This window comes from Burkholderia sp. Ac-20379, from assembly GCF_017104645.1.
In the GTDB taxonomy this organism is placed as follows: Bacteria; Pseudomonadota; Gammaproteobacteria; order Burkholderiales; family Burkholderiaceae; genus Burkholderia.
The window spans coordinates 20139-47041 of the sequence record NZ_JAAGPF010000018.1; the positions used below are offsets into that span (position 1 = coordinate 20139).

Annotated in this window: 33 protein-coding genes and 1 tRNA gene; 1 reads left to right on the forward strand and 33 read right to left on the reverse strand. The window is 65.9% G+C overall.

The genetic code is table 11. The features are described from left to right. Positions 1-3 precede the first annotated feature (3 nt). From G3N92_RS04325 to G3N92_RS04365, 9 genes are all read right to left on the reverse strand, one after another. Positions 4-741, reverse strand: a complete 738-nt coding sequence (locus G3N92_RS04325; protein ID WP_206126220.1) for a VWA domain-containing protein — start codon at positions 739-741, stop codon at positions 4-6. A gap of 10 nt (positions 742-751) precedes the next feature. Beyond that, the gene (locus G3N92_RS04330) at positions 752-1858 is read right to left on the reverse strand and encodes a toxic anion resistance protein (RefSeq protein WP_206126221.1); all 1107 of its coding nucleotides are present in this window, start codon (positions 1856-1858) and stop codon (positions 752-754) included. 414 nt (positions 1859-2272) lie between these two features. Continuing rightward, a tRNA-Thr gene (locus G3N92_RS04335) sits at positions 2273-2348 on the reverse strand. 18 nt (positions 2349-2366) lie between these two features. After that, a complete protein-coding gene (locus G3N92_RS04340) occupies positions 2367-2891 on the reverse strand; it encodes a ClpXP protease specificity-enhancing factor (protein ID WP_206126222.1) in 525 nt (174 codons plus the stop codon). 75 nt (positions 2892-2966) lie between these two features. After that, positions 2967-3578, reverse strand: coding sequence for a glutathione S-transferase N-terminal domain-containing protein (locus G3N92_RS04345; RefSeq protein WP_012734444.1), 612 nt, complete (start codon positions 3576-3578; stop codon positions 2967-2969). A 95-nt stretch (positions 3579-3673) separates the two neighbouring features. Further along, positions 3674-4435 carry a cytochrome c1 gene (locus G3N92_RS04350; protein WP_241014579.1) on the reverse strand — a complete coding sequence of 254 codons (762 nt, stop codon included), beginning with the start codon at positions 4433-4435 and terminating at the stop codon, positions 3674-3676. 19 nt (positions 4436-4454) lie between these two features. Continuing rightward, on the reverse strand, positions 4455-5837 hold the full coding sequence (locus tag G3N92_RS04355) for a cytochrome bc complex cytochrome b subunit (protein ID WP_206126223.1): 1383 nt from the start codon (positions 5835-5837) through the stop codon (positions 4455-4457). Continuing rightward, positions 5837-6457, reverse strand: a complete 621-nt coding sequence (gene petA, locus G3N92_RS04360) for a ubiquinol-cytochrome c reductase iron-sulfur subunit (RefSeq protein ID WP_206126224.1) — start codon at positions 6455-6457, stop codon at positions 5837-5839. The genes G3N92_RS04355 and petA overlap by 1 nt, the downstream gene beginning before the upstream one ends. A gap of 219 nt (positions 6458-6676) precedes the next feature. Then, positions 6677-7423, reverse strand: coding sequence for a Nif3-like dinuclear metal center hexameric protein (locus G3N92_RS04365; protein WP_206126225.1), 747 nt, complete (start codon positions 7421-7423; stop codon positions 6677-6679). Between the two features lie 22 nt (positions 7424-7445). Here G3N92_RS04365 and G3N92_RS04370 point away from each other — a divergent pair, with 22 nt between their 5' ends. Next, positions 7446-8654 (forward strand): Do family serine endopeptidase, encoded by a 1209-nt coding sequence (locus G3N92_RS04370; RefSeq protein WP_206126226.1) that lies wholly within the window; start codon positions 7446-7448, stop codon positions 8652-8654. Positions 8655-8706: 52 nt separating this feature from the next. On the opposite strand, the gene tatC is transcribed toward G3N92_RS04370, so the two are convergent. The 24 genes from tatC to G3N92_RS04490 all read right to left on the reverse strand — a co-directional run bounded on the left by tatC (position 8707) and on the right by G3N92_RS04490 (position 26530). Beyond that, positions 8707-9489: a twin-arginine translocase subunit TatC gene (gene tatC / locus G3N92_RS04375; RefSeq protein ID WP_206126227.1), complete on the reverse strand. Its 783-nt coding sequence runs from the start codon at positions 9487-9489 to the stop codon at positions 8707-8709. Between the two features lie 44 nt (positions 9490-9533). Further along, positions 9534-10067: a Sec-independent protein translocase protein TatB gene (gene tatB / locus G3N92_RS04380; protein WP_206126228.1), complete on the reverse strand. Its 534-nt coding sequence runs from the start codon at positions 10065-10067 to the stop codon at positions 9534-9536. 26 nt (positions 10068-10093) lie between these two features. Next, entirely contained in the window at positions 10094-10327 is a 234-nt protein-coding gene (tatA, locus tag G3N92_RS04385; protein WP_206126229.1) for a Sec-independent protein translocase subunit TatA, read from the reverse strand. 261 nt (positions 10328-10588) lie between these two features. After that, the gene (locus tag G3N92_RS04390; RefSeq protein ID WP_206126230.1) at positions 10589-10996 is read right to left on the reverse strand and encodes a hypothetical protein; all 408 of its coding nucleotides are present in this window, start codon (positions 10994-10996) and stop codon (positions 10589-10591) included. Positions 10997-11044: 48 nt separating this feature from the next. Further along, positions 11045-11413 (reverse strand): phosphoribosyl-ATP diphosphatase, encoded by a 369-nt coding sequence (locus G3N92_RS04395; RefSeq protein ID WP_206126231.1) that lies wholly within the window; start codon positions 11411-11413, stop codon positions 11045-11047. Next, positions 11410-11829, reverse strand: coding sequence for a phosphoribosyl-AMP cyclohydrolase (hisI, locus tag G3N92_RS04400; protein WP_206126232.1), 420 nt, complete (start codon positions 11827-11829; stop codon positions 11410-11412). Before hisI ends, G3N92_RS04395 begins: the two co-directional genes overlap by 4 nt. Continuing rightward, entirely contained in the window at positions 11826-12602 is a 777-nt protein-coding gene (hisF, locus tag G3N92_RS04405; protein ID WP_206126233.1) for an imidazole glycerol phosphate synthase subunit HisF, read from the reverse strand. Before hisF ends, hisI begins: the two co-directional genes overlap by 4 nt. A gap of 98 nt (positions 12603-12700) precedes the next feature. Then, positions 12701-13456: a 1-(5-phosphoribosyl)-5-[(5-phosphoribosylamino)methylideneamino]imidazole-4-carboxamide isomerase gene (gene hisA / locus G3N92_RS04410; RefSeq protein ID WP_206126234.1), complete on the reverse strand. Its 756-nt coding sequence runs from the start codon at positions 13454-13456 to the stop codon at positions 12701-12703. Positions 13457-13619: 163 nt separating this feature from the next. After that, on the reverse strand, positions 13620-14261 hold the full coding sequence (gene hisH / locus G3N92_RS04415; protein ID WP_206126235.1) for an imidazole glycerol phosphate synthase subunit HisH: 642 nt from the start codon (positions 14259-14261) through the stop codon (positions 13620-13622). Further along, positions 14258-14878, reverse strand: coding sequence for a MarC family protein (locus G3N92_RS04420; protein ID WP_206126236.1), 621 nt, complete (start codon positions 14876-14878; stop codon positions 14258-14260). The genes hisH and G3N92_RS04420 overlap by 4 nt, the downstream gene beginning before the upstream one ends. 89 nt (positions 14879-14967) lie before the next feature. Beyond that, on the reverse strand, positions 14968-15555 hold the full coding sequence (gene hisB, locus G3N92_RS04425; protein WP_206126237.1) for an imidazoleglycerol-phosphate dehydratase HisB: 588 nt from the start codon (positions 15553-15555) through the stop codon (positions 14968-14970). 62 nt (positions 15556-15617) lie between these two features. Beyond that, positions 15618-16688, reverse strand: a complete 1071-nt coding sequence (gene hisC, locus G3N92_RS04430) for a histidinol-phosphate transaminase (RefSeq protein WP_206126238.1) — start codon at positions 16686-16688, stop codon at positions 15618-15620. Positions 16689-16894: 206 nt separating this feature from the next. Then, a complete protein-coding gene (gene hisD / locus G3N92_RS04435; RefSeq protein ID WP_206126239.1) occupies positions 16895-18223 on the reverse strand; it encodes a histidinol dehydrogenase in 1329 nt (442 codons plus the stop codon). Positions 18224-18264: 41 nt separating this feature from the next. Then, a complete protein-coding gene (hisG, locus tag G3N92_RS04440; protein ID WP_206126240.1) occupies positions 18265-18921 on the reverse strand; it encodes an ATP phosphoribosyltransferase in 657 nt (218 codons plus the stop codon). Further along, a complete protein-coding gene (murA, locus tag G3N92_RS04445) occupies positions 18918-20264 on the reverse strand; it encodes a UDP-N-acetylglucosamine 1-carboxyvinyltransferase (RefSeq protein WP_206126241.1) in 1347 nt (448 codons plus the stop codon). The genes hisG and murA overlap by 4 nt, the downstream gene beginning before the upstream one ends. A 16-nt stretch (positions 20265-20280) precedes the next feature. Further along, entirely contained in the window at positions 20281-20520 is a 240-nt protein-coding gene (locus G3N92_RS04450) for a BolA family protein (protein ID WP_206126242.1), read from the reverse strand. Between the two features lie 20 nt (positions 20521-20540). Next, entirely contained in the window at positions 20541-21296 is a 756-nt protein-coding gene (locus G3N92_RS04455) for an ABC transporter permease (protein ID WP_206126243.1), read from the reverse strand. Further along, on the reverse strand, positions 21293-22219 hold the full coding sequence (locus G3N92_RS04460) for an ABC transporter ATP-binding protein (protein ID WP_206126244.1): 927 nt from the start codon (positions 22217-22219) through the stop codon (positions 21293-21295). The genes G3N92_RS04455 and G3N92_RS04460 overlap by 4 nt, the downstream gene beginning before the upstream one ends. Positions 22220-22417: 198 nt before the next feature. Further along, entirely contained in the window at positions 22418-22687 is a 270-nt protein-coding gene (locus G3N92_RS04465) for an STAS domain-containing protein (RefSeq protein ID WP_206126245.1), read from the reverse strand. Between the two features lie 2 nt (positions 22688-22689). After that, a complete protein-coding gene (locus G3N92_RS04470) occupies positions 22690-23310 on the reverse strand; it encodes an ABC transporter substrate-binding protein (protein ID WP_206126246.1) in 621 nt (206 codons plus the stop codon). A gap of 108 nt (positions 23311-23418) precedes the next feature. Then, the gene (locus G3N92_RS04475) at positions 23419-24360 is read right to left on the reverse strand and encodes a VacJ family lipoprotein (protein WP_206126247.1); all 942 of its coding nucleotides are present in this window, start codon (positions 24358-24360) and stop codon (positions 23419-23421) included. Positions 24361-24415: 55 nt separating this feature from the next. Further along, positions 24416-24931: an outer membrane lipid asymmetry maintenance protein MlaD gene (mlaD, locus tag G3N92_RS04480; protein WP_206126248.1), complete on the reverse strand. Its 516-nt coding sequence runs from the start codon at positions 24929-24931 to the stop codon at positions 24416-24418. Positions 24932-24947: 16 nt separating this feature from the next. Then, positions 24948-25715: a lipid asymmetry maintenance ABC transporter permease subunit MlaE gene (gene mlaE / locus G3N92_RS04485; RefSeq protein ID WP_206126249.1), complete on the reverse strand. Its 768-nt coding sequence runs from the start codon at positions 25713-25715 to the stop codon at positions 24948-24950. Beyond that, the gene (locus tag G3N92_RS04490; protein ID WP_206126250.1) at positions 25712-26530 is read right to left on the reverse strand and encodes an ABC transporter ATP-binding protein; all 819 of its coding nucleotides are present in this window, start codon (positions 26528-26530) and stop codon (positions 25712-25714) included. Before G3N92_RS04490 ends, mlaE begins: the two co-directional genes overlap by 4 nt. Positions 26531-26903: the final 373 nt, after the last annotated feature.

The following is a 26903-nucleotide window of genomic DNA, read 5'->3' on the forward strand; positions in this document are numbered from 1 at the left end:
CGCTTACTTCGCGCGCACCCACTCGCAGAATTCCGGCGTGATCAGGTGCTCGTAGATCTGCTCGTCGGGCACGTCGAGCGATTCGAGGTGAAGGAAGCCGACGTTCGGCATCTCGTCGGCGATCTCCGACAGGAAACCGAATTCGTCCGGATCGCCCACGCCGATCAGCGACCAGTACAGCGGGAAGTGCTGCGAATCGGCCAGCAGGCGGCGCACGCGGTCGCGATCCTGCGACGGGTTCTGGCCGTCGGTGATGAACAGCACCCAGGCCGGCAGGTGCGCGCCTTCGGCCGGCGCGGCCGGTGCGGCTTGCGCCTCGCCGCCGCCGAAGATCCGGCTCAGGAAACCGCCGCGCTTCGGCTCGCGCTTTTGCGGCGCGCGGAAGAAGAAATCGACGATGTCGCCCATCACCGGCGCGTAGCGCGTGCCGCCCCACTTCTTGACCGGGCCGTTCAACACGTGCTCGCCGATGTACGAGCCGTAGTTGTCGGGCGTGGCCGTCGGCAGGCGGTCGAAGCCTTCGGTAAACGTCCAGGTGTCCACTTCGCCGTTGTCGTCGAACTTCAGCGCGATGCCGAGAATGCGGTCGTGCGTTTCCTGGATGATGCCCGATTCATACAGCGGCGCCGCGGAGCCCGAAATATCGAGCGCCGCGCCCACGCGCACCACGGGGGGCGTCAGAAGACGACGTTTTTCCAGAACGATCGCGACCTTCGCCGCGCGTTTTTCCAACGTAATCATGCGATATGCCTCAGTTGTGCTTCGGAGCGAAACGGGTGATCAGATCCTGTTCGAGCTGGCGCAGGCGCGGTGCATCCTGTTCGCGCTGGCGCTTGCCCTCGGCGATGATCTTGGTGACGTCGTCGAATGCGCCGAACAGCTGCTGCTGCGCGTATTCGAAGGTATCGGTGGAGATCACCGGACGCTGCGACAGCTTCGCGACTTCCTGCGCGTTCTGGCGGTTGAGATCCGCCTGCGCGCGGATCGCCTCGTCGGCGGCGTCGTAGGTGGCGTTCGCCAGCTCGGCCGCGCGCTTGGTGCTCAGTTGTTCGAGGTACAGCGCGAACGCGTTGGTCCAGGCCGGGATCAGCACCGTCTTGATGGTGGCGAACTTGGAGGTGAGCGAACGCTTCTGATCCTGCTCCATGCGGATCTGCGGCGCGAGCTGCTTCGACATCAGCATCGCGCGGTCGAGATCGTCGAGCTTCACTTCGAGCGCGTCGACCTTGCGCTTCACGTCGAGCAGACGCTGCGCGCCGAACGCGTCTTCCGCCTGCTGCTGGCCGGCCGCGAGGTGCGCGCGCAGCGCGTCGAGCGCGGCCGCGCCGTGCGCCCTGGCCTGCGCGAGCTCCTGGTGCAGCGCGTAGTTGTCGTTGTACATGTGCTCGAGGCCGTCGATGCCGGCCTTCTGCTGCTGCGCGTGGCGTTCGAGTTCCGACGTCAGCGTGTCCATGCGCTTGCTGACCGATTCGTACTGCGCGAACAGCTTTTCCTTCGTCGACCGAAACAGATGCGAGACCTTCGACAGCAGGCCGCCCTTGTCCATGCTGCGCGGGTCGAGCCCCTTGGCGGTGGCGATCAGTTCGTTGAGCTTGTCGCCGAATTGATCGGCATCGGAGGCGCGCACGCTGGCGAGGATCTGCTGCGAGAACCCGGCGATGCGCGTGCCCTGCGCGGCGCCGAGCTGATCGATTTCCTCGATCGACATCAGGCGGTCGAGATCGACGAGCGGCGCGGCCGGCTGCGCGGGCACGATGGCCTGGGCCGGCGCAGGTGCGATCGCAGTGGCTGGGGACGCTGACGGGGTAAGGCTCGGGCTGACGGTGGCGGACGGCTTGTCTTCGAACAGCGGCTTCATTTTCTGGTTCCCCGTTTCCCGTGTCGTGCTTCATGGCCGCCCGATTTCGGCGGCATGACCTCGTGCGGATAATCGAATTCCGCGACTTCCGCGCGCGCTCTCTCGCGGCGGTGGAATGCGGACGATAAATGCCTGAAAGGCTGCCGTCAAGGCCAGGCTTTCGGTTTTCCAATCGGTTTGTAGACCGATTGTCGGGCAGAACGGTGAAGGGGGAATGACGGCGGGCGGGGTTGCGGGGCGGTGGCGAGCGGGGGATGGGGACGCGTTTGGACGCGTATTCCGATAATGCGGCGGGATTCGAAACGGTTGGCGCTTCGTTATTGCTTCGCTATTCCGGCATGCGTTATTCGCGATTGAAAACGGCGAATAAAAAAAGCGGCCTCCATTGCTGGAGGCCGCTTTTCACTTCTGAACTGGTGCCGGCTGCAGGACTCGAACCCGCCACCTGATGATTACAAATCAACTGCTCTACCAGATGAGCTAAGCCGGCGTAGCCGCAGATTCTACCTCATTTCACGATCTTGAGGCGGGGTCGGTTGCTCTTTCCTGCTGCGCCGCCCTCGTCGTCCGGCGAGGACGCAGGCACGTCCGCGCCTTCCGACGGCTCGTCCGAATCCGCATGGCGCGCCACCTCGGCGATGGCCGGCGCCGCCGGAGCCGGTGCTGCCTCGTCGGCTTCGTCCTGCTCCACTTCGGTGGTTTCGCCCGGCTCGTCGGCCGTCGCGTCCACCTGGAACGCCATGCCCTGCCCGTTCTCGCGCGCATAGATCGCGAGCACGTTGGCAACCGGCACCTCGAGCTTGTGCGCCTTGCCCGAGAATCGCGCGGTGAATTCGATCCATTCGTTGCCCATCTGCAGCGCGGTCGTCGCCTCGAAGCTGATGTTCAACACGATCTCGCCGTCGCGCACATACTGCCGCGGCACGCGCGTCGAGTTGTCGACGCGCACCGCGATGTGCGGCGTATAACCGTTGTCCGTGCACCACTCGTACAGCGCGCGCAGCAGATACGGTTTCGTGGAAGTCTCTTGCATCACAGTCCTCGTACAAGGCATGCGCGCGGCGGCACTGCCGCCCGCATGCCGATGGCCGCTGGCCGTCAGCCGTTATTAACGGCGCATCACCTTTTCCGACGGGGTCAGCGCTTCGATATAGGCCGGGCGGCTGAAGATCCGCTCGGCGTACTTCATCAGCGGCGCGGCGTTCTTCGACAGCTCGATGCCGTAGTGATCCAGACGCCACAGCAGCGGCGCGATCGCGACGTCGAGCATCGAGAACTCCTCGCCCAGCATGTACTTGTTCTTGACGAAGATCGGCGCGAGCTGCGTCAGGCGATCGCGGATCGCCAGGCGCGCCTTCTCGTGATTCTTCTCGGCGGCCTTGCCCTTCTCGTTTTCGAGCGTGCTGACGTGAACGAACAGCTCCTTCTCGAAGTTCAGCAGGAACAGGCGCGCGCGCGCGCGCTGCACCGGATCGGCCGGCATCAGTTGCGGGTGCGGGAAGCGCTCGTCGATGTACTCGTTGATGATGTTCGACTCGTACAGGATCAGATCGCGTTCGACGAGAATCGGCACCTGACCGTACGGATTCATCACGGCGATGTCTTCGGGCTTGTTGAACAAGTCCACATCGCGAATCTCGAAGTCCATGCCCTTTTCAAACAGCACCAGCCGGCAGCGCTGGGAAAAAGGACACGTCGTGCCCGAATACAGAACCATCATAATTAGCGTTTCCTCAAAAAAGCCGAGGGCCGGCGCGCCCCGAAACCTGCCGACAGGTTCCTCATTGCGCCAGCCCCACGCCGGTCTTGGCGTGTTTACTTGATATCTTTCCAATACGCGGCGTTAAGCCGCCACGCGAAAAAGGTCAGGATCCCGAGGAACAGCAGCACCCAGACGCCGACGCGCTTGCGGGTTTGCTGTTCGGGTTCGGCCATCCATCCCAGGTACGCGACGAGGTCGGCCACGGCAGCATCATAATCCACCGACGAGAGCGTTCCCTGCGTGACCTGCGTGTAACCGACGAGCTTGCGAACCTTCTCGCCGCTCTCCATGTCGGTCGTTTCCTCGTATTTCGGCGTGCGCTGGCCCTGCAACTGCCAAAGCACGTGAGGCATGCTGACGTTCTCGAACACCGCGTTGTTCCAGCCGGTCGGCCGCGTGTCGTCGCGGTAGAAGCTGCGCAGATACGTGTAGAGCCAGTCGCGGCCCCGCGCCCGCGCCTCGACCGAGAGATCGGGCGGCGTCACGCCGAACCAGCGCTTGGCATCGTCGGGACGCATCGCGACGCCCATCGTATTGCCGACCTTGTCCGTCGTGAACAGGAGATTCGCCTCGATCTCCTTCTGGGAAATGCCCAGATCCGTCAGACGGTTGTAGCGCATCAGGTTCGCGCTATGGCAATTCAGGCAGTAGTTTACAAACAATTGCGCGCCATGCTGCAGGGCAACGAGATTTTCCGCGTTATCGGGCGCCCGGTCGAGCGGAATATTGGCCTCGTCGGCCCGCGCCGGCACGCCGCCCAGCACCAGCCACGCGGCGCCGATCAGCAGCAAGGTCTTCCACATCATCCTGATCATGGTGTTCTCCTCGCTCGCGTTAATGGGGCCGGAAAGTGACGCGCTCGGGCGGCTGTTTGAAGCGGCCGAGCGGGGTCCAGAGCGGCATGCCGAGGAAGAACGCGAAATAGATCAGCGCGCAGCCCTGCGCGATCAGCGTGCGCGCCGGCGACGGCGGCTGCGTGCCGAGGAACCCGAGCGTCAGGAACGCCAGGACGAAAATGCCGAGAAACACCTTGTGGAACGTCGGCCGATAGCGGATCGACTTGACCGGGCTGCGGTCGAGCCAGGGCAGGAAGAACAGCGACACCACCGCCGTGCCCATCACCACCACGCCCCAGAACTTCGATTCGGTCAGCGCCATGAACACCACCACGGCGGCGGCCAGCACCGGCAGCCCGAGCCGCCATTTGCCGCGCGCGCGCAGCAGCGCCGTCACACCGAGCAGCGCGATCACCACCATCAGCACGATCTTGAACGGGTCGGTCGTGGCGCGCAGCATCGCGTAGAACGCCGTGAAATACCACACCGGGGCGATCTCGGGCGGCGTCTGCAGCGGGTTGGCCGGCACGAAGTTGTTGGCTTCGAGGAAGTAGCCGCCCATCTCCGGCGCGAAGAACACGATCAGCGCGAAGATCATCAGAAACACGCACACGCCGAAGAAATCGTGCACCGAGTAATAGGGATGGAACGGAATGCCGTCGAGCGGAATCCCGCGCTCGTCCTTGTGATTCTTGATCTCGACGCCGTCGGGGTTGTTCGAGCCGACCTCGTGCAGCGCCACCAGATGCGCGACCACCAGCCCCACCAGCACCAGCGGGATCGCGATCACGTGGAACGCGAAGAAGCGGTTCAGCGTGACGTCGGACACCACGTAATCGCCGCGAATCCACAACGACAGATCGGGGCCGATGAACGGGATCGCCGAGAACAGATTGACGATCACCTGCGCGCCCCAGAACGACATCTGCCCCCACGGCAGCAGGTAGCCGAAGAACGCCTCGGCCATCAGGCACAGGAAGATCGCGCAGCCGAAGATCCACACCAGCTCGCGCGGCTTGCGGTACGAGCCGTACAGCAGCCCGCGGAACATGTGCAGGTAGACGACCACGAAGAACATCGAGGCGCCCGTCGAATGCATGTAGCGGATCAGCCAGCCCCACGGCACCTCGCGCATGATGTACTCGACCGAGGCGAACGCGAGCGTCGCATCGGGCTTGTAGTTCATCGTGAGGAAGATGCCGGTGACGATCTGGTTGACGAGCACCAGCAGCGCGAGCGAGCCGAAGAAGTACCAGAAGTTGAAGTTCTTCGGCGCGTAGTACTCGGTCACGTGCTTGCGCAGCGTCGAGGTGAACGGGAAGCGCGCGTCGATCCAGCCGATGAACCCTGTCGTGGAGACATTTTTATTGTCGGTCGCCATCACGCTTCTCCTTTCTCGTCCTTGCCGATCACGACCGTATTGGCCGAGGTGAACATGTAAGGCGGAATATCGAGGTTCTGCGGCGCGGGCTTGTTCTTGAAGACGCGCCCGGCAAGATCGTAGGTCGAGCCGTGACAGGGGCAGAGGAAGCCGCCCGGCCAATCGTCGGGCAGGTTCGGTTGCGGGCCCGGGGTGAAGCGCGAGGTGGGCGTGCAGCCGAGGTGCGTGCACACGGCCATCACGACGAGGATGTGCTTGCGGTCGGCGCGCGAGCGGTATTCGTTCGCGCAGTACTCGGGCAGCGGCATCGAGTACGTGGATTTACTTTGCGGATCGGCCAGCTCGGGATCGGCCTTCTTGACGTCGGCCAGCATGGCATCCGTGCGGTTCAGGATCCAGACCGGCTTGCCGCGCCACGCCACGGTGACGAGATCGCCCGGGTTCAGGCTGGCGATGTCGACCTCGACCGGCGCACCGGCGGCCTTGGCCTTGGTGGACGGCGCGAGCGAAGCCGCGAATGGGATGATCGTGGCGACGCCGCCGACTCCGCTCGCCACGGAGGTCGCAATCAGCCAGGTACGGCGGCCGCTGTCGACGCGTTTCTCTTCTTTATCTCGCATCTCACGCCCCACTTCTGAGTTGGATTCACCGTCACGACTTCGCATATCGCCGATAGTGTGCGCGTTCGGCGTCGGGATTTTCAAGGCCTGAAACCCGAAATAGCGCAGAAGTCATTGATCGGCAAGGGTTTTCACCCATCGCCGAGCACGGTTTTCCAATCAGTTGTTAAGCGGATGCTTCATAACGAAGCGACGATGCGCCGCCGCAATTTCGCGGTCTCAGACCGGGTTCGGCACGTCGATGAACGTGTGCTCGAGGCCGAAGTGTTCCGACAGATGGCGGCCGAGCGCCTGGATGCCATAACGCTCGGTGGCATGATGCCCCGCCGCAACGAAGGCCACGCCGCTTTCCGCGGCCGCATGCGTGACGAATTCGGACGCTTCGCCGGTCAGGAACACGTCGGCGCCGGCGTCGATGGCCGCGTCGAAGTAGCTCTGCGCGCCGCCGGTGCACCAGGCCACCCGGCGCAGCCGCTGATCCATGTCACCGAGCACGAGCGGCGCGCGGCCGAGCGTCTGCTCGACCTTGGCCGCGAAGTGTTCGAGCGAGACATCCATCGGCAGCGAGGCCAGCCAGCCGAGATCGTGATCCCCGAAGCGCGTGTCGGCGATCAGGCCGAGGCGCGCGCCGAGCTGCGCGTTGTTGCCGAACTCGGGATGCGCGTCGAGCGGCAGGTGGAACGCGAACAGGTTCAGATCGTTGGCGAGCAGCAGCTTCAGGCGCTGGTACTTGCGGCCCGTGACCTGCGGCGCTTCGTTGCGCCAGAAATAGCCGTGATGCACGAGCACGGCGTCGGCGCCCCATTCGAGCGCGCGTTCGAGCAGGGCCACCGAGGCGGTCACGCCGGTGGCGATCCGCTCGATGCGGCGGCGCCCTTCGACCTGCAGGCCGTTCGGGCAGTAGTCCTTGAACCGCGTAATGTCCAAGGTATTGTTCAAGTACAATTCGAGTTCGATCCGGTCCATATATTTCCCCTAATCTCTTCAAATGCTTAGACGCTTCTGGCTGTTCTTCGCACAGGCTGTGACGGTACTGCTCGCGCTGATGTTCATCGTCGCGACCCTCAAGCCTCAGTGGTTGCAGCGCCAGGGGCAACTCGGCAAGCAGCTCGCCGCGCCGATCGTAGCCCTGCGCGAGGTGGCGCCGGGCGTGGGCGGCGCGCCCGCGCAAGCCTCGTATGCCGATGCGGCGCAAAAGGCCATGCCTGCCGTGGTCAACGTGTTTTCGAGCAAGGATGGCTCGCTGCCGCCCGACCCGCGCGCCAAGGATCCGCTGTTCCGGTATTTCTTCGGCGATCGCAACCCGCGCCGCCAACGCGAGGAACCGGCATCGAACCTGGGCTCCGGCGTTATCGTGAGCCCGGAAGGTTACATTCTAACTAACCAGCATGTCGTCGATGGCGCCGATCAGATCGAAGTCGCGCTGGCCGACGGCCGCACCTCGACGGCCAAGGTGATCGGCAACGATCCCGAAACCGATCTCGCCGTCCTCAAGATCAATCTGACCAACCTGCCCACCATCACGCTCGGCCGCTCGGACAAGGCGCGCGTCGGCGACGTGGTGCTCGCGATCGGCAACCCGTTCGGGGTCGGCCAGACGGTCACGATGGGGATCATCAGCGCGCTGGGGCGCAATCACCTCGGCATCAACACGTTCGAGAACTTCATCCAGACCGACGCGCCGATCAACCCCGGCAATTCGGGCGGCGCGCTGGTGGACGTGAGCGGCAACCTGCTCGGCATCAACACGGCGATCTACTCGCGCTCGGGCGGCTCGCTCGGCATCGGCTTCGCGATTCCGGTGTCGACGGCGCGCACGGTGCTCGAAAGCATCATCACGACGGGCGCGGTCACGCGCGGCTGGATCGGCGTCGAGCCGCAGGATCTCACGCCCGAGATCGCCGATTCGTTCGGCCTCGCGCAGAAATCGGGCGCGATCGTGGCCGGCGTGCTGCAGGGCGGCCCGGCCGACAAGGCCGGCATCAAACCCGGCGACATCCTGACCACCGTCAACGACGAACCGATCACCGACACCACCAAGCTGCTCAACACGGTCGCGCAGATCAAGCCGGGCACGCCAACCAAGGTGGGCGTGGTGCGCAAGGCGCGCAGCTTCGATCTGACGGTGGTGATCGGCAAGCGCCCGCCACCGCCGAAGCAGGCCTCCGGCGATCAGAACAACGACGACGAGGAATGAAAAAAAGCAGCCCCGCGAGGCTGCTTTTTTATTGCCGAACCCGTTTATCGGTTCAACCCGCCGCTTCCGATTCCTCGTCCTTCGCAACCGGCTTGTCGCCGATGAAGATCCGCGCCGCGATCAGGCCGACTTCGTAGAGCACGATCAGCGGCAGCGCCAGCATCAGTTGCGAGAACACGTCCGGCGGCGTCACCACGGCCGACACCACGAACGCGCCGACGATCACGTAAGGCCGGATCTCCTTGAGCTTCTTGATCGACAGCACGCCCATGCGCACCAGCAACACGACCACCACCGGCACCTCGAACGTCACGCCGAACGCGAGGAACATGCCAAGCACGAAACTCACGTAATTATCGATGTCGGTGGTCATTTCCGCGCCGAGCGGCGCGTTGTAGTGCGCCATCACGCGGAAGATCGTCGGGAACACCACGAAATACGCGAACGCCATGCCGCACAGGAACAGGAAATAGCTGCTGCTGACGAGCGGCATGACGAGCCGCTTCTCGTGCTGGTACAGCCCCGGCGCCACGAAGGCCCAGATCTGGTAGAGCACCACCGGCAGCGCGATCACCAGCGCGACGAGCATCGTGACCTTCATCGGCACGAAGAACGAGCCGGTGACATCGGTGACGATCATCTTGCCGTCGGCCGGCAGGTTCTGCATCAGCGGCCGTGCCAGCAGCCGGAAGATGTCGGGCGCCCAATACACCAGCCCCACGAACACCACGAGCACGGCGGCGCCCGCCCGGACGAGCCGGGTGCGCAATTCGACGAGATGGGAAATGAAGGTTTCTTCCCGGCCTTCTTCCGGGTTGTGCTGGGGGTCGCTCACACCGGCCCTCGGTTCGAGTGATGGGCGCGCTTCATCGTGCTGAATCAGAAGAAACGCGTGGGACGGCGCAGGCTGTCGGGCTGGTGGCGCGCGACGCGCGCGGCGCCGGACTGCACGTGGGTGCGACGCGTGGTGGCGCGCTTGTACCAGGCGGGCGTGGCCGCTTGCTTGACGCGCCAGTTGCGGCGCTTCGGCGTGAACGTGGCGCTGACCGGGCTACCCTGCCAGAACGGATCGGGGCCGGACGGCGGCACCGACACCGGCTCCGACGACGCGCCGGCGTCACCGGATACGGCCGTGCTCCACGCTTCGTTGAGATCCTGCTCGTGCTGCCGCAGGTTGTCGTGAATGGTGTTTTCGACGTTGCGCGCCGCGCTTTCGAAGTCGGTCTTCATGGTGCGCAGCGCATCGAGTTCGATCTCGCGCGTCACCTCGGCCTTCACTTCGTTGATATAGCGCTGCGCGCGCCCGAACAGAGCGCCTGCCGTGCGCGCGACGCGCGGCAGGCGTTCGGGGCCGAGCACCACCAGCGCGACGACGCCGATCAGCGCCATCTTCGAAATCCCGAGATCGAGCATCGTGCCGTTTCGTCAGGTCTTGGCGCTTACGCCTTGTGCGAATCGGACGAGCGCGATGCTTCCTTCGCGTCGACGTCGACCGAGCCGTTGCGCGGCAGCTGCTGGCTGTCCGCCGACGGTTCGCCTTCCTTCATGCCGTCCTTGAAACCCTTGACCGCGCCGCCCAGATCACCGCCCAGGTTACGCAGTTTCTTGGTGCCGAACACCATCACGACGATCAGCAAAACGATCAGCCAGTGCCAAATACTCAATCCGCCCATGATGCAACTCTCCTCAACCTCGCCGCCAATGGCGGCGTCAACTGCCGGCGGCGCCGGCCTCTTTCCCGAAGCGCGGCGGCACAGAATGCGCCGCCACTCCGATCTGCTGATGTGATCCGTCGACTCTTGTTGTGTAACTGCGTTGCTGCTTCTTTACTGCGATTTGCTGCCGTTACCGCACCTGCCATCGATGATAGACCGCCCGGCGGCCGCCCGGCCCGGTATCGAATCCGGCCCGAAATCCGCTGCCGCCGACTGCGCTCAGAACCACGCCTTCGGATCGAGCGGCTTCTCGTCGTACAGGTACAGCCAGCCCTTGATGATACGGTACAGGCACCAGATTCCCGTCGCGCCGAGAATGAAAAAACCGACCACGACGAACACCAGCAGGAACCCGATCGCCGCCAGGATCAACGAGCGCCAGAACGTGCGGATCTGCCACTCGAAATGCGCCTGGTAATGGGTGCCGATCACGTCCTCGCGTTTCACGTAGTTGACGATGATCGCCACCAGCGCCGTGAAGCCGCCCGTGAAACCCTGCAGCGCGTACAGAGCGTACAGCACATGCGTCATGGTCTTCAGGGAACGCTCGCGTTCTCCAGCGGACTGACCGCCCGGAAAGTTCGCCGGGACAGGCACGCCGCCCGGCTGGCTCGATGGTTCGCTCATGATGCTACCCCTCTCAGATGACATGACTGACGCATGCGGCACGCCCGCTCAGCCGCCGTCGTTTTCCTCGCGTTCGCGGCGCTTGCGCAGCGCCTTTTCCTCGAGGCCGGACAAGCCTTCGCGGCGCTCCAGCTCGGCCAGCACATCGGCCGGGCTCAGGTCGAAATGCGACAGCGCCACGAGGCAGTGAAACCAGAGATCGGCCACTTCGCCCACCAGCGCCGTGGGCGCGCCGCCCTGACGCACGTCCTTGGCGGCCAGCACCACTTCGGTGGCTTCCTCGCCGATCTTCTTGAGCACCGCGTCGTCGCCCTTGTGGAACAGACGCGACACGTAGGATTGCTCGGGATCGCCGCCCTTGCGGCTATCGATCACGGCCGCGAGGCGCAGCAGCGTGTCGTTGGTGGTTTGCGTCATTTGTAGATGTGCTCGGGATCTTTCAGCACCGGCTCGACGGCGACCCAGTCGCCGGCTTCCACCGTGCCTTCGAATTTCTGGAAGAAGCAGGAATGACGGCCGGTGTGGCAGGCAATGCCCGACACCTGGTCGATCTTCAGCAGCACGACGTCCTCGTCGCAATCGAGGCGCACTTCGTGCACGTGCTGCACGTGCCCCGATTCCTCGCCCTTGAACCACAGACGCTTGCGCGAGCGCGAGTAGTACACCGCGCGGCCGGTCTCGACCGTTTTCGCGAGCGCCTCGCGGTTCATCCACGCGAACATCATCACGTCGTTGCTGCCCACTTCCTGGGCGATCACCGGCACGAGGCCGTTGTCGTCCCAGCGGACCTTGTCGAGCCAGGCGGGCAATGCCGCCGCTTGCGTGTTCGTCATGACAGTCTTACCGGAATGCCGCGATCGGCCATGAAGCGCTTGGCTTCGCCGACCGTGTGTTCGCCGTAATGGAAGATGCTCGCCGCGAGCACCGCGTCGGCGTGGCCTTCGACGATGCCGTCGGCCAGATGCTGGAGGCCGCCCACGCCGCCCGAGGCGATCACCGGCACCGGCACGGCGTCGGACACGCCGCGCGTGAGCGCCAGGTCGAAGCCGGATTTGGTGCCGTCGCGATCCATGCTGGTCAGCAGGATCTCGCCCGCGCCGAGCTCGGCCATCTTGCGCGCCCATTCGATCGCGTCGAGGCCGGTGGCCTTGCGGCCGCCGTGCGTGAACACTTCCCAGCGCGGCGCTTCGCCGTCGGCCGACACGCGCTTGGCGTCGATCGCGACCACGATGCACTGCGAGCCGTACTTGTTCGCCGCGTCGGCAACGAGCTGCGGATTGGCCACGGCCGACGAGTTCATGCTGACCTTGTCAGCGCCGGCGTTCAGCAGGCGCCGCACGTCCTCGACGGCGCGCACGCCGCCGCCGACCGTCAGCGGAATGAACACCTGCGAGGCCACCGCTTCGATGATCGGCAGGATCAGGTCGCGCTGGTCGGAGGTGGCGGTGATGTCGAGGAACGTCAGTTCGTCCGCGCCTTGATCGTCGTAGCGCCGCGCGATTTCGACGGGATCGCCCGCGTCGCGCAGTTCGACGAAATTGACGCCCTTCACGACGCGCCCGGCGGTGACGTCGAGACAGGGGATGATGCGTTTAGCTAGAGCCATGATGGTGCACGTTGCCGCTGGTAAGGCCGCCCGCGCAGGCGGGCGGCTCGGGCGAGGACGCTGCGCGGCGGCCGGCGGCGCGCCGCCGGCGCTCGCGGTCAGGCGTCGTCGAGTTCGCCGTTCAGTTCGTCGGCGCGCTTTTGCGCCACCGAGAAATCGAGATCGCCGGAGTAGATCGCGCGGCCGCAGATCACGCCTTCGATGCCCTCGCCTTCCACTTCGCAGAGCTGCTCGATGTCGTTCAGGTTCGACAGGCCGCCGCTGGCGATCACCGGAATGCCCACGGCCTGTGCGAGCTTCACTGTAGCCTCGATGTTGATGCCCTGGAGCATGCCGTCGCGGCCAATATCGGTGTAGATGATCGATTCGACACCGTAATCCTCGAACTTCTGCGCCAGGTCAATCACTTCGTGGCCAGTCAGCTTGCTCCAGCCATCGGTGGCCACCTTGCCGTCCTTCGCGTCGAGGCCGACGATGATGCTGCCGGCGAACGCCGTGCAGGCGTCCTGCAGGAAGCCCGGATCCTTCACGGCGGCGGTGCCGATGATCACGTAGGACAGGCCGGCGTCGAGATACTTCTCGATCGTCTCGAGGCTGCGGATGCCGCCGCCCAGTTGGACGGGGATCTCGTCGCCGACTTCGGCGAGGATCGCCTCGATCGCCTCGAGGTTCTTCGGCTTGCCCGCGAAGGCGCCGTTCAGGTCGACGAGATGGAGACGTCTTGCACCGAGATCCACCCATTTGCGGGCCATCGCCGCGGGGTCCTCGGAGAAAATCGTCGCTTGGTCCATATCGCCCTGTTTGAGGCGCACACACTGACCGTCTTTAAGATCGATGGCCGGAATCAGCAGCATAGCTATCGGGAGTCGTCTGAAAAAATGGAGGGTTGACGCGCCGTGCGCGGGCCTGGCCGGACGGCGACGTTTGCTAGTTTAGTACAAGTCTTTCAGTGTTTTGACGCCAACGCCCCGCGCGACGGGCTTTCGAGGCCCTGCCGGCGTGGCATCGGCGCGACGTTCACGGCTTCCAGTGCACGAAATTGCGGTACAGGCGCAGGCCCACCTCGGCGCTCTTCTCCGGGTGAAATTGGGTCGCGAAGATATTGTCGCGCGCCACCGCCGACACGAACGGCTCGCCGTAAGGCGTCTCGCCGGCCGCGTGCGCGCGGTCGGCCGGCACCACGTAGTAGCTGTGCACGAAGTAGAAGAACGCCTCGTCGGGCACGCCGTCCCAGAGCGGATGCGCGAGCGTCTGGCGCACGCGGTTCCAGCCCATCTGCGGGACCTTGTAGCGCGAGCCGTCGTCCTGCAGCTGGCCGGCCAGATCGAAGCGCAGCACCTTGCCCGGCAGCAGGCCGAGGCCCGGCGTGTCGCCCTCGGCGCTCCAGTCGAACAGCATCTGCTCGCCGACGCACACGCCCAGCAGCGGCTTGCTGCGCGAAGCCTCGATCACGGCCTCCTGCAGGCCCGATTCGCCGAGGCAGCGCATGCAGTCGGGCATCGCGCCCTGGCCCGGCAGCACCACGCGGTCGGCCGCGCGGATCTGCTCGGGGCGATCGACGATCGCCACCTCGGCCAGCGGCTCGGCCTTCATCAGCGCCTGGGCCACCGAACGCAGGTTGCCCATCCCATAATCCACAATCGCAATCGAAGTTTTCATTTCAGTGCAGGCAGTAACGCCTTCAGTCCGTCGACGATGAATTCCACCGCCAGCGCCGACAGCATCAATCCCATCAGCCGCGTCGCAATGTTAATGCCGGTGCGGCCGATCCAGTTCGCGATCGGCTCGGCGAGCCGCATCGCGACGAAACAGAGGCCCGCGATCACCGCGCCGATCGCGATCAGCCCGAGCCGCTCGTACCAGTGCGCGGCGTTGGCCGAATAGACGATCACCGTGCTGATCGAGCCGGGGCCGGTCAGCAGCGGAATCGCGAGCGGCACCACGGCGATGCTGTTCTTCGATTCCGCCTCGTCGCGCTCCTCGGGCGTGGAGCGCGCGTTGCCCATCTGCGCGTTCAGCATGTTGATCGCCATCAGCAGCATGATGATGCCGCCGCCCACCTCGAGCGAGCCGACCGAGATCCCGAAGAAGCGGATGATCTGCTGCCCGAGCAGCGTGGTCACCACGATCACGCAGAACACCGACACCGCCGCCACGCGTACCGTCCGGCGCCGCTCGTCGTCGGTTTGCGACGCCGTCAGGCTCAGGAAGAACGGCACCGCGCCGAGCGGATTGATCAGCGCGAGCAGCGAGATGAACGACTTGAGCAGATCCATGGGCGGGTCGTGCGGCTTCGTCGGCGGAGTGCCGGCGCGCGGGGCGGCCTGGTTTCAGCCGCGCCGCCGCGCGCCGGGCGGGTGGTCGGTCAGAGGCTGCCCTTGGTCGACGGAATCTGGCCGGCCGCGCGCTCGTCGAGCTCGGTGGCCATCCGCAGCGCGCGGCCGAACGCCTTGAACACCGTTTCGAGCTGATGGTGGGCGTTGATGCCGCGCAGGTTGTCGATATGGAGCGTGACGCCGGCGTGGTTCACGAAACCGCGGAAGAATTCGATCGACAGGTCGACGTCGAACGTGCCGATGCGCGCACGCGTGAACGGCACGTGGAATTCGAGGCCCGGGCGACCCGAGAAGTCGATCACGACGCGCGACAGCGCCTCGTCGAGCGGCACGTACGAATGGCCGTAGCGGCGAATGCCCTTCTTGTCGCCGACGGCCTTGGCGATCGCCTGGCCGAGCGTGATGCCGACGTCTTCCACCGTGTGGTGGTCGTCGATATGCGTGTCGCCGTGCGCTTCGATGTCGAGATCGATGAGACCATGGCGCGCGATCTGGTCGAGCATATGGTCGAGGAACGGCACGCCGGTGGCCAGCTTCTGCTGGCCCGTGCCGTCGAGATTGATCTTCGCACGGATCTGCGTTTCGCTCGTATCGCGAACGACTTCCGCCACACGCATGGTGATTCCTTGAAATGACTGAGGTAAAGGGGGCGGGAAGGTGCGGGCGGCGGGCGGTCCGCTCAGCTCAGCACCTGCCGCATCGCCGCGAGCAGCGCGCGGTTCTCGTCAGGAGAACCGACCGTCAGCCGTACGCAATTGGCGAGCAACGGGTGCATTTTACTCACGTTTTTAATCAGCACCCGCTCGGTCAGCAGCGTATCGAACAACGCCGCCGCGTCGGGCACCCGCACCAGCACGAAATTGCCGGCGCTCGGGAACACGGTCGCGCCCGGCAGCGCGGCCACCGCCGCCATCAATTGCTCGCGCGCGGCGCGCAATTCGGCGGCCTGGGCGTCGAGCACGTCGAGGCGGTCGAGCAGGTAATCGACGGCCGCCTGGGTCAGCACGTTGACGTTGTACGGCGGGCGCACCTTGTCGAATTCGGCCAGCCAGGCGGGCGCGCCGGCCAGATAGCCGAGCCGGACGCCGGCCAGGCCGAGCTTCGACAGCGTGCGCATGACCACCACGTTGCCGAATTCCGGCACGCGCGCGAGCCAGCTGCGGCCGGCGAACGGCTGATAGGCCTCGTCGATCACGACCAGGCTGCCGGTGGCGGCGGCGACGATCCGCTCGATGTCGGCATCGTCGAACAGCGTGCCGGTGGGGTTGTTCGGAAAGGCGAGATGGATCAGCGCGGGACGATGTTCGGCGATCGCCGCGAGCATCGCGTCGACATCGAGGGACATATCCTCGCGCAGCGGCACGCCGACGAAATCGAGCCCGGCGAAGCGCGCGTACTGCTCGACCATCACGAAGCCCGGCACCGGCATCAGCACCGAGGCGCCCGGCTTCGCGCAGGCCACGCAGAGAATGTCGATGAGTTCGTCGGAGCCGTTGCCGAGCATCAGGTCGCAGCCGTCCGGCACGGCCATCGCCGCGCGCAGCTTGTCGAGCAGCGCGGCCGGGCGCGGGGCCGGATAGCGGTTCAGCGCGACCTGCGCCAGATGCTCGCCGAGCCCGGCCGCCAGCGGCGCGGGCAGCGTGTACGGGTTCTCCATCGCGTCGAGCTTCACGAAGCCGGTGGCGTCCGGCACCGGATAGCTCGTCATCGCGAGCACGTCGGGGCGAATGATGTCTTGTGGCGTCGTCATGATGTGCGCGGCGTGCAGCGCGCCGCCCTGTCTGCCTGAGGCCGCGCGGGAATCGGCGCGCGTTCCGAACGTGTTGCCGATGCGGCGGGTATGGCTGGCGGGGCGGGCGGCGGATCGTTCGCCGGCCGCGCGCCGCCAACATCCGGGCGCCGAATCACCGGCCGCGGCGCCAACAGCGCGCCGGCCGGCGTGACACCCGGATGGCGTCAGTGATTGCCGTGGTTGCGCATCCGGTATTCGGCGGCGCGGGCGTGCGCCTGCAGGCCTTCGCCGTAGGCGAGTTCCGAGGCGATCTCGCCGAGCGTCTGCGCGCCGTCGGCGCTGACTTCGATCAGGCTCGAGCGCTTGATGAAATCGTAGACGCCGAGCGGCGACGAGAAACGCGCCGTGCGCGAGGTCGGCAGCACGTGATTCGGGCCCGCGCAGTAATCGCCGAGGCTTTCGCTCGTGTAGCGGCCGAGAAAGATCGCGCCGGCGTGGCGGATATGCTTGCCCCATTGCTGCGGTTCGAGCGCCGAGATTTCGAGGTGTTCGGGCGCGATGTCGTTGGCGATACGGCAGGCTTCCGCCATGTCGCGCACCTTGACCAGCGCGCCGCGGCCTTCCAGCGAGGCGCGGATCACGGCTTCGCGCGGCATGGTCGGCAGCAACTCGGCGATCGCCTTCTCGACGCGCTCGATGAAGCCGGCGTCCGGACACAGCAGGATCGACTGCGCGAGTTCGTCGTGCTCGGCCTGCGAGAACAGATCCATCGCAACCCAGTGCGGATCGGTGGTGCCGTCGCAGATCACGAGGATTTCGGACGGGCCGGCGATCATGTCGATGCCGACCGTGCCGAACACGCGGCGCTTGGCCGACGCCACGTAGGCGTTGCCCGGGCCGCAGATCTTGTCGACGGCCGGCACCGTGGCGGTGCCGTAGGCCATCGCGGCCACGGCCTGCGCGCCGCCGATCGTGAACACGCGATCGACGCCGCCCAAGTACGCCGCGGCCAGCACCAGATCGTTGACGACGCCGTCCGGCGTCGGCACCACCATCACGATCTCGCCCACTCCGGCCACCCGCGCCGGAATCGCGTTCATCAGCACCGACGACGGATAGGCGGCCTTGCCGCCCGGCACGTACAGGCCGACGCGGTCGAGCGGCAGCACCTTCTGGCCGAGCACCGTGCCGTCCGATTCGGTGTACTGCCAGCTGTGGCTGCCGCACTCGATCTTCTGCTTCTCGTGATAGGCGCGCACGCGCGCGGCGGCGGCCTCGAGCGCCGCGCGGCGCTTCGGTTCGAGCCCTTCGAGCGCCGCTTCCAGCATGTCTTGGCGCAGTTCGAGCGCGGCCACGCTGGTGGCATTCAGACGATCGAAGCGGTTCGTGTAATCGAGCACGGCGGCGTCGCCGCGCGCCTTCACGTCGGCCAGGATGCCGGCGACCGAGCGTTCGATCGCCTCGTCCTCGCCCGCCTCGAAGGCGAGCACCGCGCGCAGGTCGGCCTGGAAGCCGTCGTTGCTGGAATCGAGCTTGCGAATCTTGATGGACATGATGCTTTCCGTTCCGGTAATGCGCCGAGGGCCTGAACGCGTCAGGCCGCGACCTGCTTCGACGCGCGTTCGAACGCGTCGAGAATCGGCTTCAGCGCGGCGCGCTTCAGTTTGAGCGCGGCCTGATTCACGACGAGGCGCGACGAAATCGGCATGATTTCCTCGACCTCGACCAGATTGTTGGCGCGCAGCGTGCCGCCCGAGCTGACCAGGTCGACGATCGCGTCGGCCAGGCCGACCAGCGGCGCCAGCTCCATCGAACCGTACAGCTTGATCAGGTCGACGTGCACGCCCTTGGCGGCGAAGTGCTCGCGCGCCACCTGGGTGTACTTGGTCGCCACGCGCAGCCGCGCGCCCTGGCGCACCGCGTTGGCGTAGTCGAAGCCGGCCTGCACCGCCACCGACATGCGGCAGCGCGCGATGTTCAGATCGATCGGCTGGTAGAGCCCGCCGCCGCCGTGCTCGATCAGCACGTCCTTGCCCGCCACGCCGAAATCGGCCGCGCCGTATTCGACATAGGTGGGCACGTCGGTGGCGCGCACGATGATCACGCGCACGTTCGGATCGTTGGTCGGCAGAATCAGCTTGCGCGACGATTCCGGATCCTCGGTCACTTCGATGCCCGCGGCCGCCAGCAGCGGCACGGTTTCCTCGAAGATGCGCCCTTTCGACAGCGCGAGGGTCAGCGGTGCGTTCATGCGGGACTCCCGGTGAGACGGCGCACGTCGGCGCCTACTGCGTTCAGCTTGGTTTCCATTCGATCATAGCCGCGATCGAGGTGGTAAATGCGGTCGATCACGGTCTCGCCGTCGGCGCACAGGCCGGCGATCACGAGGCTCGCGGAGGCGCGCAGATCGGTGGCCATCACGTTCGCGCCGGACAGGCGCGGCACGCCGGTCACGAGCGCGGTGTTGCCGTCCACCACGATGTCCGCGCCGAGCCGGTTCAGCTCCTGCACGTGCATGAAGCGGTTCTCGAAGATGGTTTCGACCACGTGCGCGGTGCCCGAGGCGACCGCGTTCAGCGTCATGAACTGCGCCTGCATGTCGGTCGGGAACGCCGGGTATTCCGAGGTGCGGATCGCGACCGCCGTCGGGCGGCGGTCCATCGTCACGCGCAGCGTGTCGGCGCGCTCGTCGAGCACGGCGCCCGTGTCGCGCAGCTTGCCGAGCACCGCGTCGAGCAGATGCGCGCGCATGCCGCGCAGCGTGACGTCGCCGCCGGCCGCCGCCACCGCGCACAGAAACGTGCCGGCCTCGATGCGGTCGGGCACCACCGAATGGCTCGCACCGTGCAGCCGCTCGACGCCCTGGATCGTCAGGCAATCGGTGCCGATGCCGTCGATCCTGGCGCCCATCGCCACCAGCAGGTTGGCGAGATCGGTCACTTCGGGCTCGCGCGCGGCGTTCTCGATGACGGTTTCGCCGTCGGCCAAGGTTGCGGCCATCAGCAGGTTCTCGGTGCCCGTCACGGTGATCATGTCGGTGACGATGCGCGCGCCCTTCAGGCGCGTCGCGCGGGCTTCGATATAGCCGTGTTCGATGGTGATCTCGGCGCCCATCGCCTGCAGGCCCTTGATGTGCTGGTCGACGGGCCGCGCGCCGATCGCGCAGCCGCCCGGCAGCGACACCTTGGTGTAGCCGAAGCGCGCGAGCAGCGGGCCGAGCACGAGGATCGAGGCGCGCATGGTCTTGACCAGCTCGTACGGCGCGACCGGCTCGGTCACGTTGGCGGCGTCGAGCACCACGCGCGCGCCGTCCACCTCGCTCGTCACGCCCATGCCGGCCAGCAGCGCGAGCATGGTGCGCACGTCCTGCAGATCCGGCACGTTGTCGAGCACCAGCGGCTCGGCGCTGAGCAGGCTCGCGCAGAGGATCGGCAGCGCGGCGTTCTTGGCGCCCGATACCTGGATTTCGCCGACGAGCCGCCGGCCGCCGGTCATCACGAGCTGTTCGCCGTGCGCGTGCCCGCTCCGGGCAACGGCCGGGCTTGCGGTCGCGACGTGTCTGACCGCGTCGCGTTCGTTTACTGAAACTTGCACGAAGTTCGTCCGTTCTTTATGCGTTCTGCCATTCGGCGGGCGTCAGCGTCTTCATGCTGAGCGCGTGGATTTCCTGCTTCATGCGGTCGCCGAGCGCCGCGTAGACGAGCTGGTGACGCTGAATCAGTCGCTTGCCGTCGAATTCCGCCGACACGATGGTCGCGAAGAAATGCTGGCCGTCGCCTTCGACTTCCAGATGCGAGCAGACGAGACCGCCCGCGATGTATTGCTTGACCTGTTCGGGAGTCGGCAACATGAAAAAAGCTCCAGTCGGTATCAGTGGCGCAGCTTGTAGCCGGACGCGAGGAGCCGCATCGCGATCAGCGCGAGCAGCACGAAGAAGCCGGCCACAATCGCGAGGCTTTCGAACGGGTTGATGTCGGCGATGCCGAAAAACCCGTAGCGGAAGCCGTCGATCATGTAGAAAAACGGATTGAGACGCGAGATCTCGCGCCACATGGGCGGCAGCGAGTGCGTGGAGTAGAACACGCCGGACAGGAACGTCAGCGGCATGATCAGGAAGTTCTGAAACGCGGCTAGTTGATCGAACTTCTCGGCGACGATGCCGGCGATCAGGCCGAGCGTGCCGAGAATCGCCGAACCGAACAGCGCGAACAGCACGATGAACAGCGGCGAGGCGAAGCCCACCGGCACGAACCAGATCGTCACCACGAACACGCCGAGGCCCACCGCCAGGCCGCGCACCACGGCGGCCAGCACGTAGGCGCCGAAGATGTCGGCATAGGACAGCGGCGGCAGCAGCATGAACACCAGGTTGCCGGTGATCTTCGACTGGATCAGCGACGACGAGCTGTTCGCGAACGCGTTCTGCAGCACGCTCATCATCACCAGGCCGGGCACCAGGAAGCTCACGTACTCGACGCCCGGATAGACGTTGACGCGGCCCGACAGCGCATGGCCGAAGATCGTCAGATACAGCAGCGCCGTCACGACCGGCGCGAGCACGGTCTGGAACGACACCTTCCAGAACCGCAGCATTTCCTTGTAGAACAGCGTGCGAAACCCGCTCATGCCAACCCCTCGACCACATTCGCTCCGTTCATCACCTGGACGAACACGTCCTCGAGGTCGGCCTTGCGCACCTCGATCTCCTCGAACGCGCAGCCGGCCGCGCGGCAGGCCGACAGGATCCGTTCGACCTCGTCGTAGTTGGTGAGCCGCAGCAGATGCTCGTGCGCGCCGGCCGGCGCCGGTTCGCTCGCGAGCGCGCGCAGCTCGGCCGGCAGCTCGCCCTGCGACAGCCGCAGGTAGAGCTGCAGGCCGGCGAAGCGGCGCAGCAGCGCATCGGTGCGTTCGAGCGCCACCACCTCGCCGCGCCGCAGCATGGCGATGCGGTCGCACAGCGATTCGGCTTCCTCGAGGTAGTGGGTGGTCAGCACGATCGTGTGACCTTCGCGGTTCAGGCGCGAGATGAACTTCCAGAGCGTCTGGCGCAGCTCGACGTCGACGCCGGCGGTCGGCTCGTCGAGCACGATCACCGGTGGGCGGTGCACCAGCGCCTGCGCGACCAGCACGCGGCGCTTCATGCCGCCCGACAGCGCGCGCATGTTGGTGTCGGCCTTCTCGGTCAGATCGAGGTTGGCCATCACCTCGTCGATCCAGTCGTCGTTGCGGCGCAGGCCGAAATAGCCGGACTGGATGCGCAGCGTTTCGCGCACGGAGAAGAACGGATCGAACACCAGCTCCTGCGGCACCACGCCGAGTGCGCGGCGCGCCCCGCGGAAATCGGTCACGACATCGTGGCCGCGTACCGAGATGCTGCCTTCATCGGCGCGGGCGAGCCCGGCCAGGATGCTGATGAGCGTGGTCTTGCCTGCGCCGTTCGGGCCGAGCAGGCCGAAGAATTCGCCCTCCTCGACGGACAGGCTGACGCCCTTGAGCGCCTGAAGCGACTGGTAGCGCTTCTTGACGTTGCGGATTTCTATGGCTGACATGACTGAGCGCGGCGAACGGGCGCCGCGACGCCTGATTCTGGTCGTGAAAACGGATGGGGAAAAAATGGGGGCCGATTGGATGCCCCGCAAAATGGTTGATTATAGGGCAAACCGGCAGGGCGGTTCGGGGCGGCGAACCCGCAGCGAACCGGCGCCCTCGCGCGCATCGCTGCGGCGGGGGCGTCGCTCGGAAGAGCGTCAATGTCGCCCGGTCAGAAGGGCGTCGATGCCGTAGGCGCGCGCGAGGCTGGCGAGCTTCGGCGGCAGATTGAGAATGTCGAGGTTTGCCCCGCGCGCCTCGGCGGCGCGCTGCCAGGCAAGCAGAACCGCCAGCGCGGCCGAGTCGAACTGCGCGAGGGCCGCGCAGTCGACCGCGGTGGCGCCGGAGGCGATCCGGCCGAGCCCGTCGTCGAGCGCGGCCTTCGCGCTCGCGTGGGTCAGCGTGGCGCCGGTGGCGAACTGGCTCACGATTACTTGCCGCCGGCCAGTTGCTGATTGCGCTGCGTCAGGAACTGGATCAGCCCGTCGACGCCGCTTTGCTGGATCTTCTCGCTGAACTGCTGCTGGTACGTCTGGATCAGCCAGGCGCCGAGCACGTTTAGGTCATAGACACGCCAGCCTTGCGCCGACTTGTACAGACGGTAATCGATCTGCGCCGGCTGGCCGTTGGTCTGAGCCAGCGTGCGGACCACCACGTCGTTCGCACCCGGATCGGCGCGGAACGGCGGGTACTGGATCTGCTGATCGGCCTTCAACTGCGCGATCGCGCCGGCGTAGGTACGGATCAGCAGCATCTTGAACTGCTCGATCACCTGTTCCTGCTGCTGCGGCGTGGCGGTGCGCCAGCTGCGGCCCATCACGATCTGCGTGGTGCGGCGGAAATCGACGTACGGCAGGATGTCGCGATTGACGATGTCGGTGATCTTGCCGATATCGCTGGGCTTGATCGATTCCGTGCGAACCTCGTTGAGCACTTGCTCGGTCGCGGTCTTGATGAGCGCCTGCGGATTCGACTGGTCGACCTGGGCGTAGGCCGCGCTGCCGAACGAAAGGAAGGCGGCGGCGACGGGGATCAGAAACAGTTTTTTCATGAGCGTGTCCTGCGAAGTAAGCGGTGCGTCATTTTGAACCGGCAACGGGCTGCAAGTTGCATCCGCCGCCGTCACAAACGTTTCCGGCTGTAACGAACCGGGGGCAGATCAGTGGAGGCGCAGGCTCGGCCAGTGCAAGCCGTTCGGCGACGGCGGCACCACGTTCTGGGCCGGCACGTGGGTGGCGCTGGCCGGATTCGGCTGTGCCGCCTCGGCGGCATCCGAAGCGCCCGATGCGGGTACCGCGGCAGCGGCCGAGGCGCCCGAAGCCGGCGCCGCGGCGCCGTCGTCCGGCACGTCGTACTTCGGCAGCGCATCGCTGCTGTAGTCGGGCACCGCCGCGGCCTGCCGGCCGCCGGGGCCGCCCGAGGCGGAGATCAGCGACTGACGGCGTTGCAGGTACGCGTTGCGCACGAACGAATACTTGTCGATCGCGGCCGCGTCGAGCACGTCGCCCGCGCCGAGCAGGTTGGCGCGCGTGTTCAGCAGGTTCACGCCGAACAGGCCCCAGCTCAGTGAATCGGGGTGCACGTAGGTCAGCGGGTTGCCGGCGTAGTCGACGGCGAGGCCCGCCGTGTCGCGCACCGTGCTCGGCCCGAGCAGCGGCAGCACGACGTACGGGCCGGCCGGCACGCCGTAGTGGCCCAGCGTGACGCCGAAATCGCTGTAGTGCTTCGGCAGCTTCGCGACGGTGGCCACGTCGAACAGGCCGCCGACACCGAACACCGTGTTGATCACCACGCGCATGATGTCGCTCACGCCGTCGGTGATGCGCAACTGCACGAGGTTGTTGGCGGCCACGTACACGTCGCCGATGTTCGAGAAGAAATTCGTCACGCTTTCGCGGACCGGCCCCGGCACCACCCACTGGTAGCCCTTCGCGGCCGGCTTCAGCGCATAGGTGTCGACCGTGTCGTTGAACTTGTACATCGTGCGGTTGAAGCCTTCCATCGGATCGCCCTTGGTGGGCGTCTGGACGGTGGCGCAACCGCTCATCGCGGCGACAGCCGCGGCGGCCAGTGCCGCGTTCCTGAGGCGCATGGTTTGCATGGTTGAGTTCCCTCTTCTCTTTTGTCTTGTTTCGTCGTGGGGATGATGGCGCCGGCTATTGCGCGCCCGCCCCCGAGCCCGCGGCGGCTGCCGACGGCTTCGCGCCGCCCGCATCCGCCGCCTTGCTGTACAGGAATTGCCCGATCAGATTTTCCAGCACGATCGCCGATTGCGTCATCGTGATCGTATCGCCCGCCTTCAACATTTCGGTGTCGCCGCCCGGCTCGAGGCCGAGATACTGCTCGCCGAGCAGGCCGGAGGTCAGGATCTTCGCCGACGTGTCCTTCGGAAACGGATATTGCTTGTCGAGCTCGACCGTCACCAGCGCCTGATAGGTATTGGTGTCGAAGCCGATCGACTCGACCCGGCCGACCACCACGCCCGCGCTCTTGACCGCGGCGCGCGGCTTCAGGCCGCCGATATTGTCGAACTTCATCTTGACCGGGTAGGTCTGCTGGAACGACAGCGAACTCATGTTGCCGACCTTCAGCGCGAGGAACAGCAGGGCCAGGAAGCCCACCACCACGAACAGGCCGACCCAGAAGTCGAGAGCAGTCTTTTTCATCGTCATCTCTGAAATGGCCGACTCAGCTGAACATCAGCGCAGTCAGCAGGAAATCGAGGCCGAGTACCGCGAGCGACGCGTACACGACGGTTCGGGTGGTCGCGCGCGACACGCCTTCCGGCGTCGGCTTCGCTTCGTAACCCTGGTAGAGCGCCACGAAGGTGACGGCGAAGCCGAACACCACGCTCTTGAGCACGCCGTTGCCGACGTCGGACCAGACGTCCACGCCGCCCTGCATCTGCGACCAGAACGCTCCCGGATCGACGCCGATCAGGATCACGCCCACCACGTAGCCGCCGATCACGCCCACCGCGCAGAAGATCGCCGACAGCAGCGGCATCGTGATGATGCCGGCCCACATGCGCGGCGCGATCACCGTCTTGATCGGGTCGATCGCCATCATCTCGAGCGCCGTGAGCTGCTCGCCGGCCTTCATCAGGCCGATTTCGGCCGTCAGCGAGGTGCCGGCGCGGCCCGCGAACAGCAGCGCGGTCACCACCGGCCCGAGCTCGCGCACCAGCGACAGCGCCACCAGCAGGCCCAGCGATTGCTCCGCGCCGTAGCGGTTCAGCGTGTAGTAGCCCTGCAGGCCCAGCACGAAGCCGACGAACAGCCCCGACACGGCAATGATCACGAACGAATAATTGCCGAGGAAATGGATCTGTTTCGTGACGAGCCGCGGCCGGCGCAGCAGGGCGAAGCATTCGAACACGAGGCGCACGAACAGCCGCGAGGCGTAGCCCGTGCGCTCGAAACCGTCAATCACGTAACGACCGATCGCGCTGATCATCGGCGCCCTCCGCCAAGACCGAAATCCGCGTCGAGCGGCGGACTCGTGTAGTGAAACCGGAACGGGCCGTCGGGCACGCCGTCGATGAACTGGCGCACGCTCGGCTCGGTCGAGGCCCGCAACTGGTCGGGCGTGCCTTCGGCCAGCACGCCGCCGTTGCCGAGGAAGTAGACGTAATCGGCGATCGCGAACGATTCCGGCACGTCGTGCGTGACCAGGATCGAGGTGGCGCCGAGCGCCTCGTTCAGCGTGCGGATCAGGTTCGCGGTGATGCCGAGCGAGATCGGATCGAGGCCGGCGAACGGCTCGTCGTACATGATCAGTTGCGGATCGAGCGCGATCGCGCGGGCCAGCGCGATGCGGCGCGCCATGCCGCCCGACACCTCGGACGGCATCAGGTCGCGCGCGCCGCGCAGGCCGACGGCGTTGAGCTTCATCAGCACCAGATCGCGGATCAGCGGTTCGGGCAGATCGGTATGTTCGCGCAGCGCGAACGCGACGTTGTCGAACACGGACATGTCGGTGAACAGCGCACCGAACTGGAACAGCATGCCCATCTTGCGGCGCAACGCGTAGAGGCCGTCACGCGATTGCGCGCCGAGATCGGCGCCGTCGAACAGCACCTGGCCGCGACGCGCGCGCACCAGGCCGCCGATCAGGCGCAGCACGGTCGTCTTGCCGCACCCGGACCCGCCCATCACCGCGACCACTTGGCCGCGCCCGAAGCGCAGGTTCAGATTCGACAGCACGAGCCGATCGCCGTAGCCGAAATCGACGTCGCGAAGTTCTAGCAGGGACTCGGAAGAGGCGCTCACGGAGCTGTCAATCCTGTTACACAGAACGCCGAATTATAGGGCCTGCATTGGATTGATGCCTGCAAGGTGTGCAGCGCGGCAATTTCCGCGTCTGGGTAATCGTTACTCGATGTAACCGCGCGCCGCCCGCCGCGTCAGGCCCAGCGGCAGAAAGCCGCGCCGGGCGCGAATTCCGGCGTGGCGGCCGGGCGCGAACCGCAACGCTGCGTCGCGGCAATCGCAACAATCGCCGGAACAGCGGCGCGCCGCCCGGCGGCGATCGCGCCCCGCTTTCGATCAGCGCGGAAAACAGGCGTCGAGCGCGGCCACGGCCGCGCGCGGATCGTCGGCCGCGGTGATCGCGCTGACCACCGCGACGCTGCCCACGCCGGTG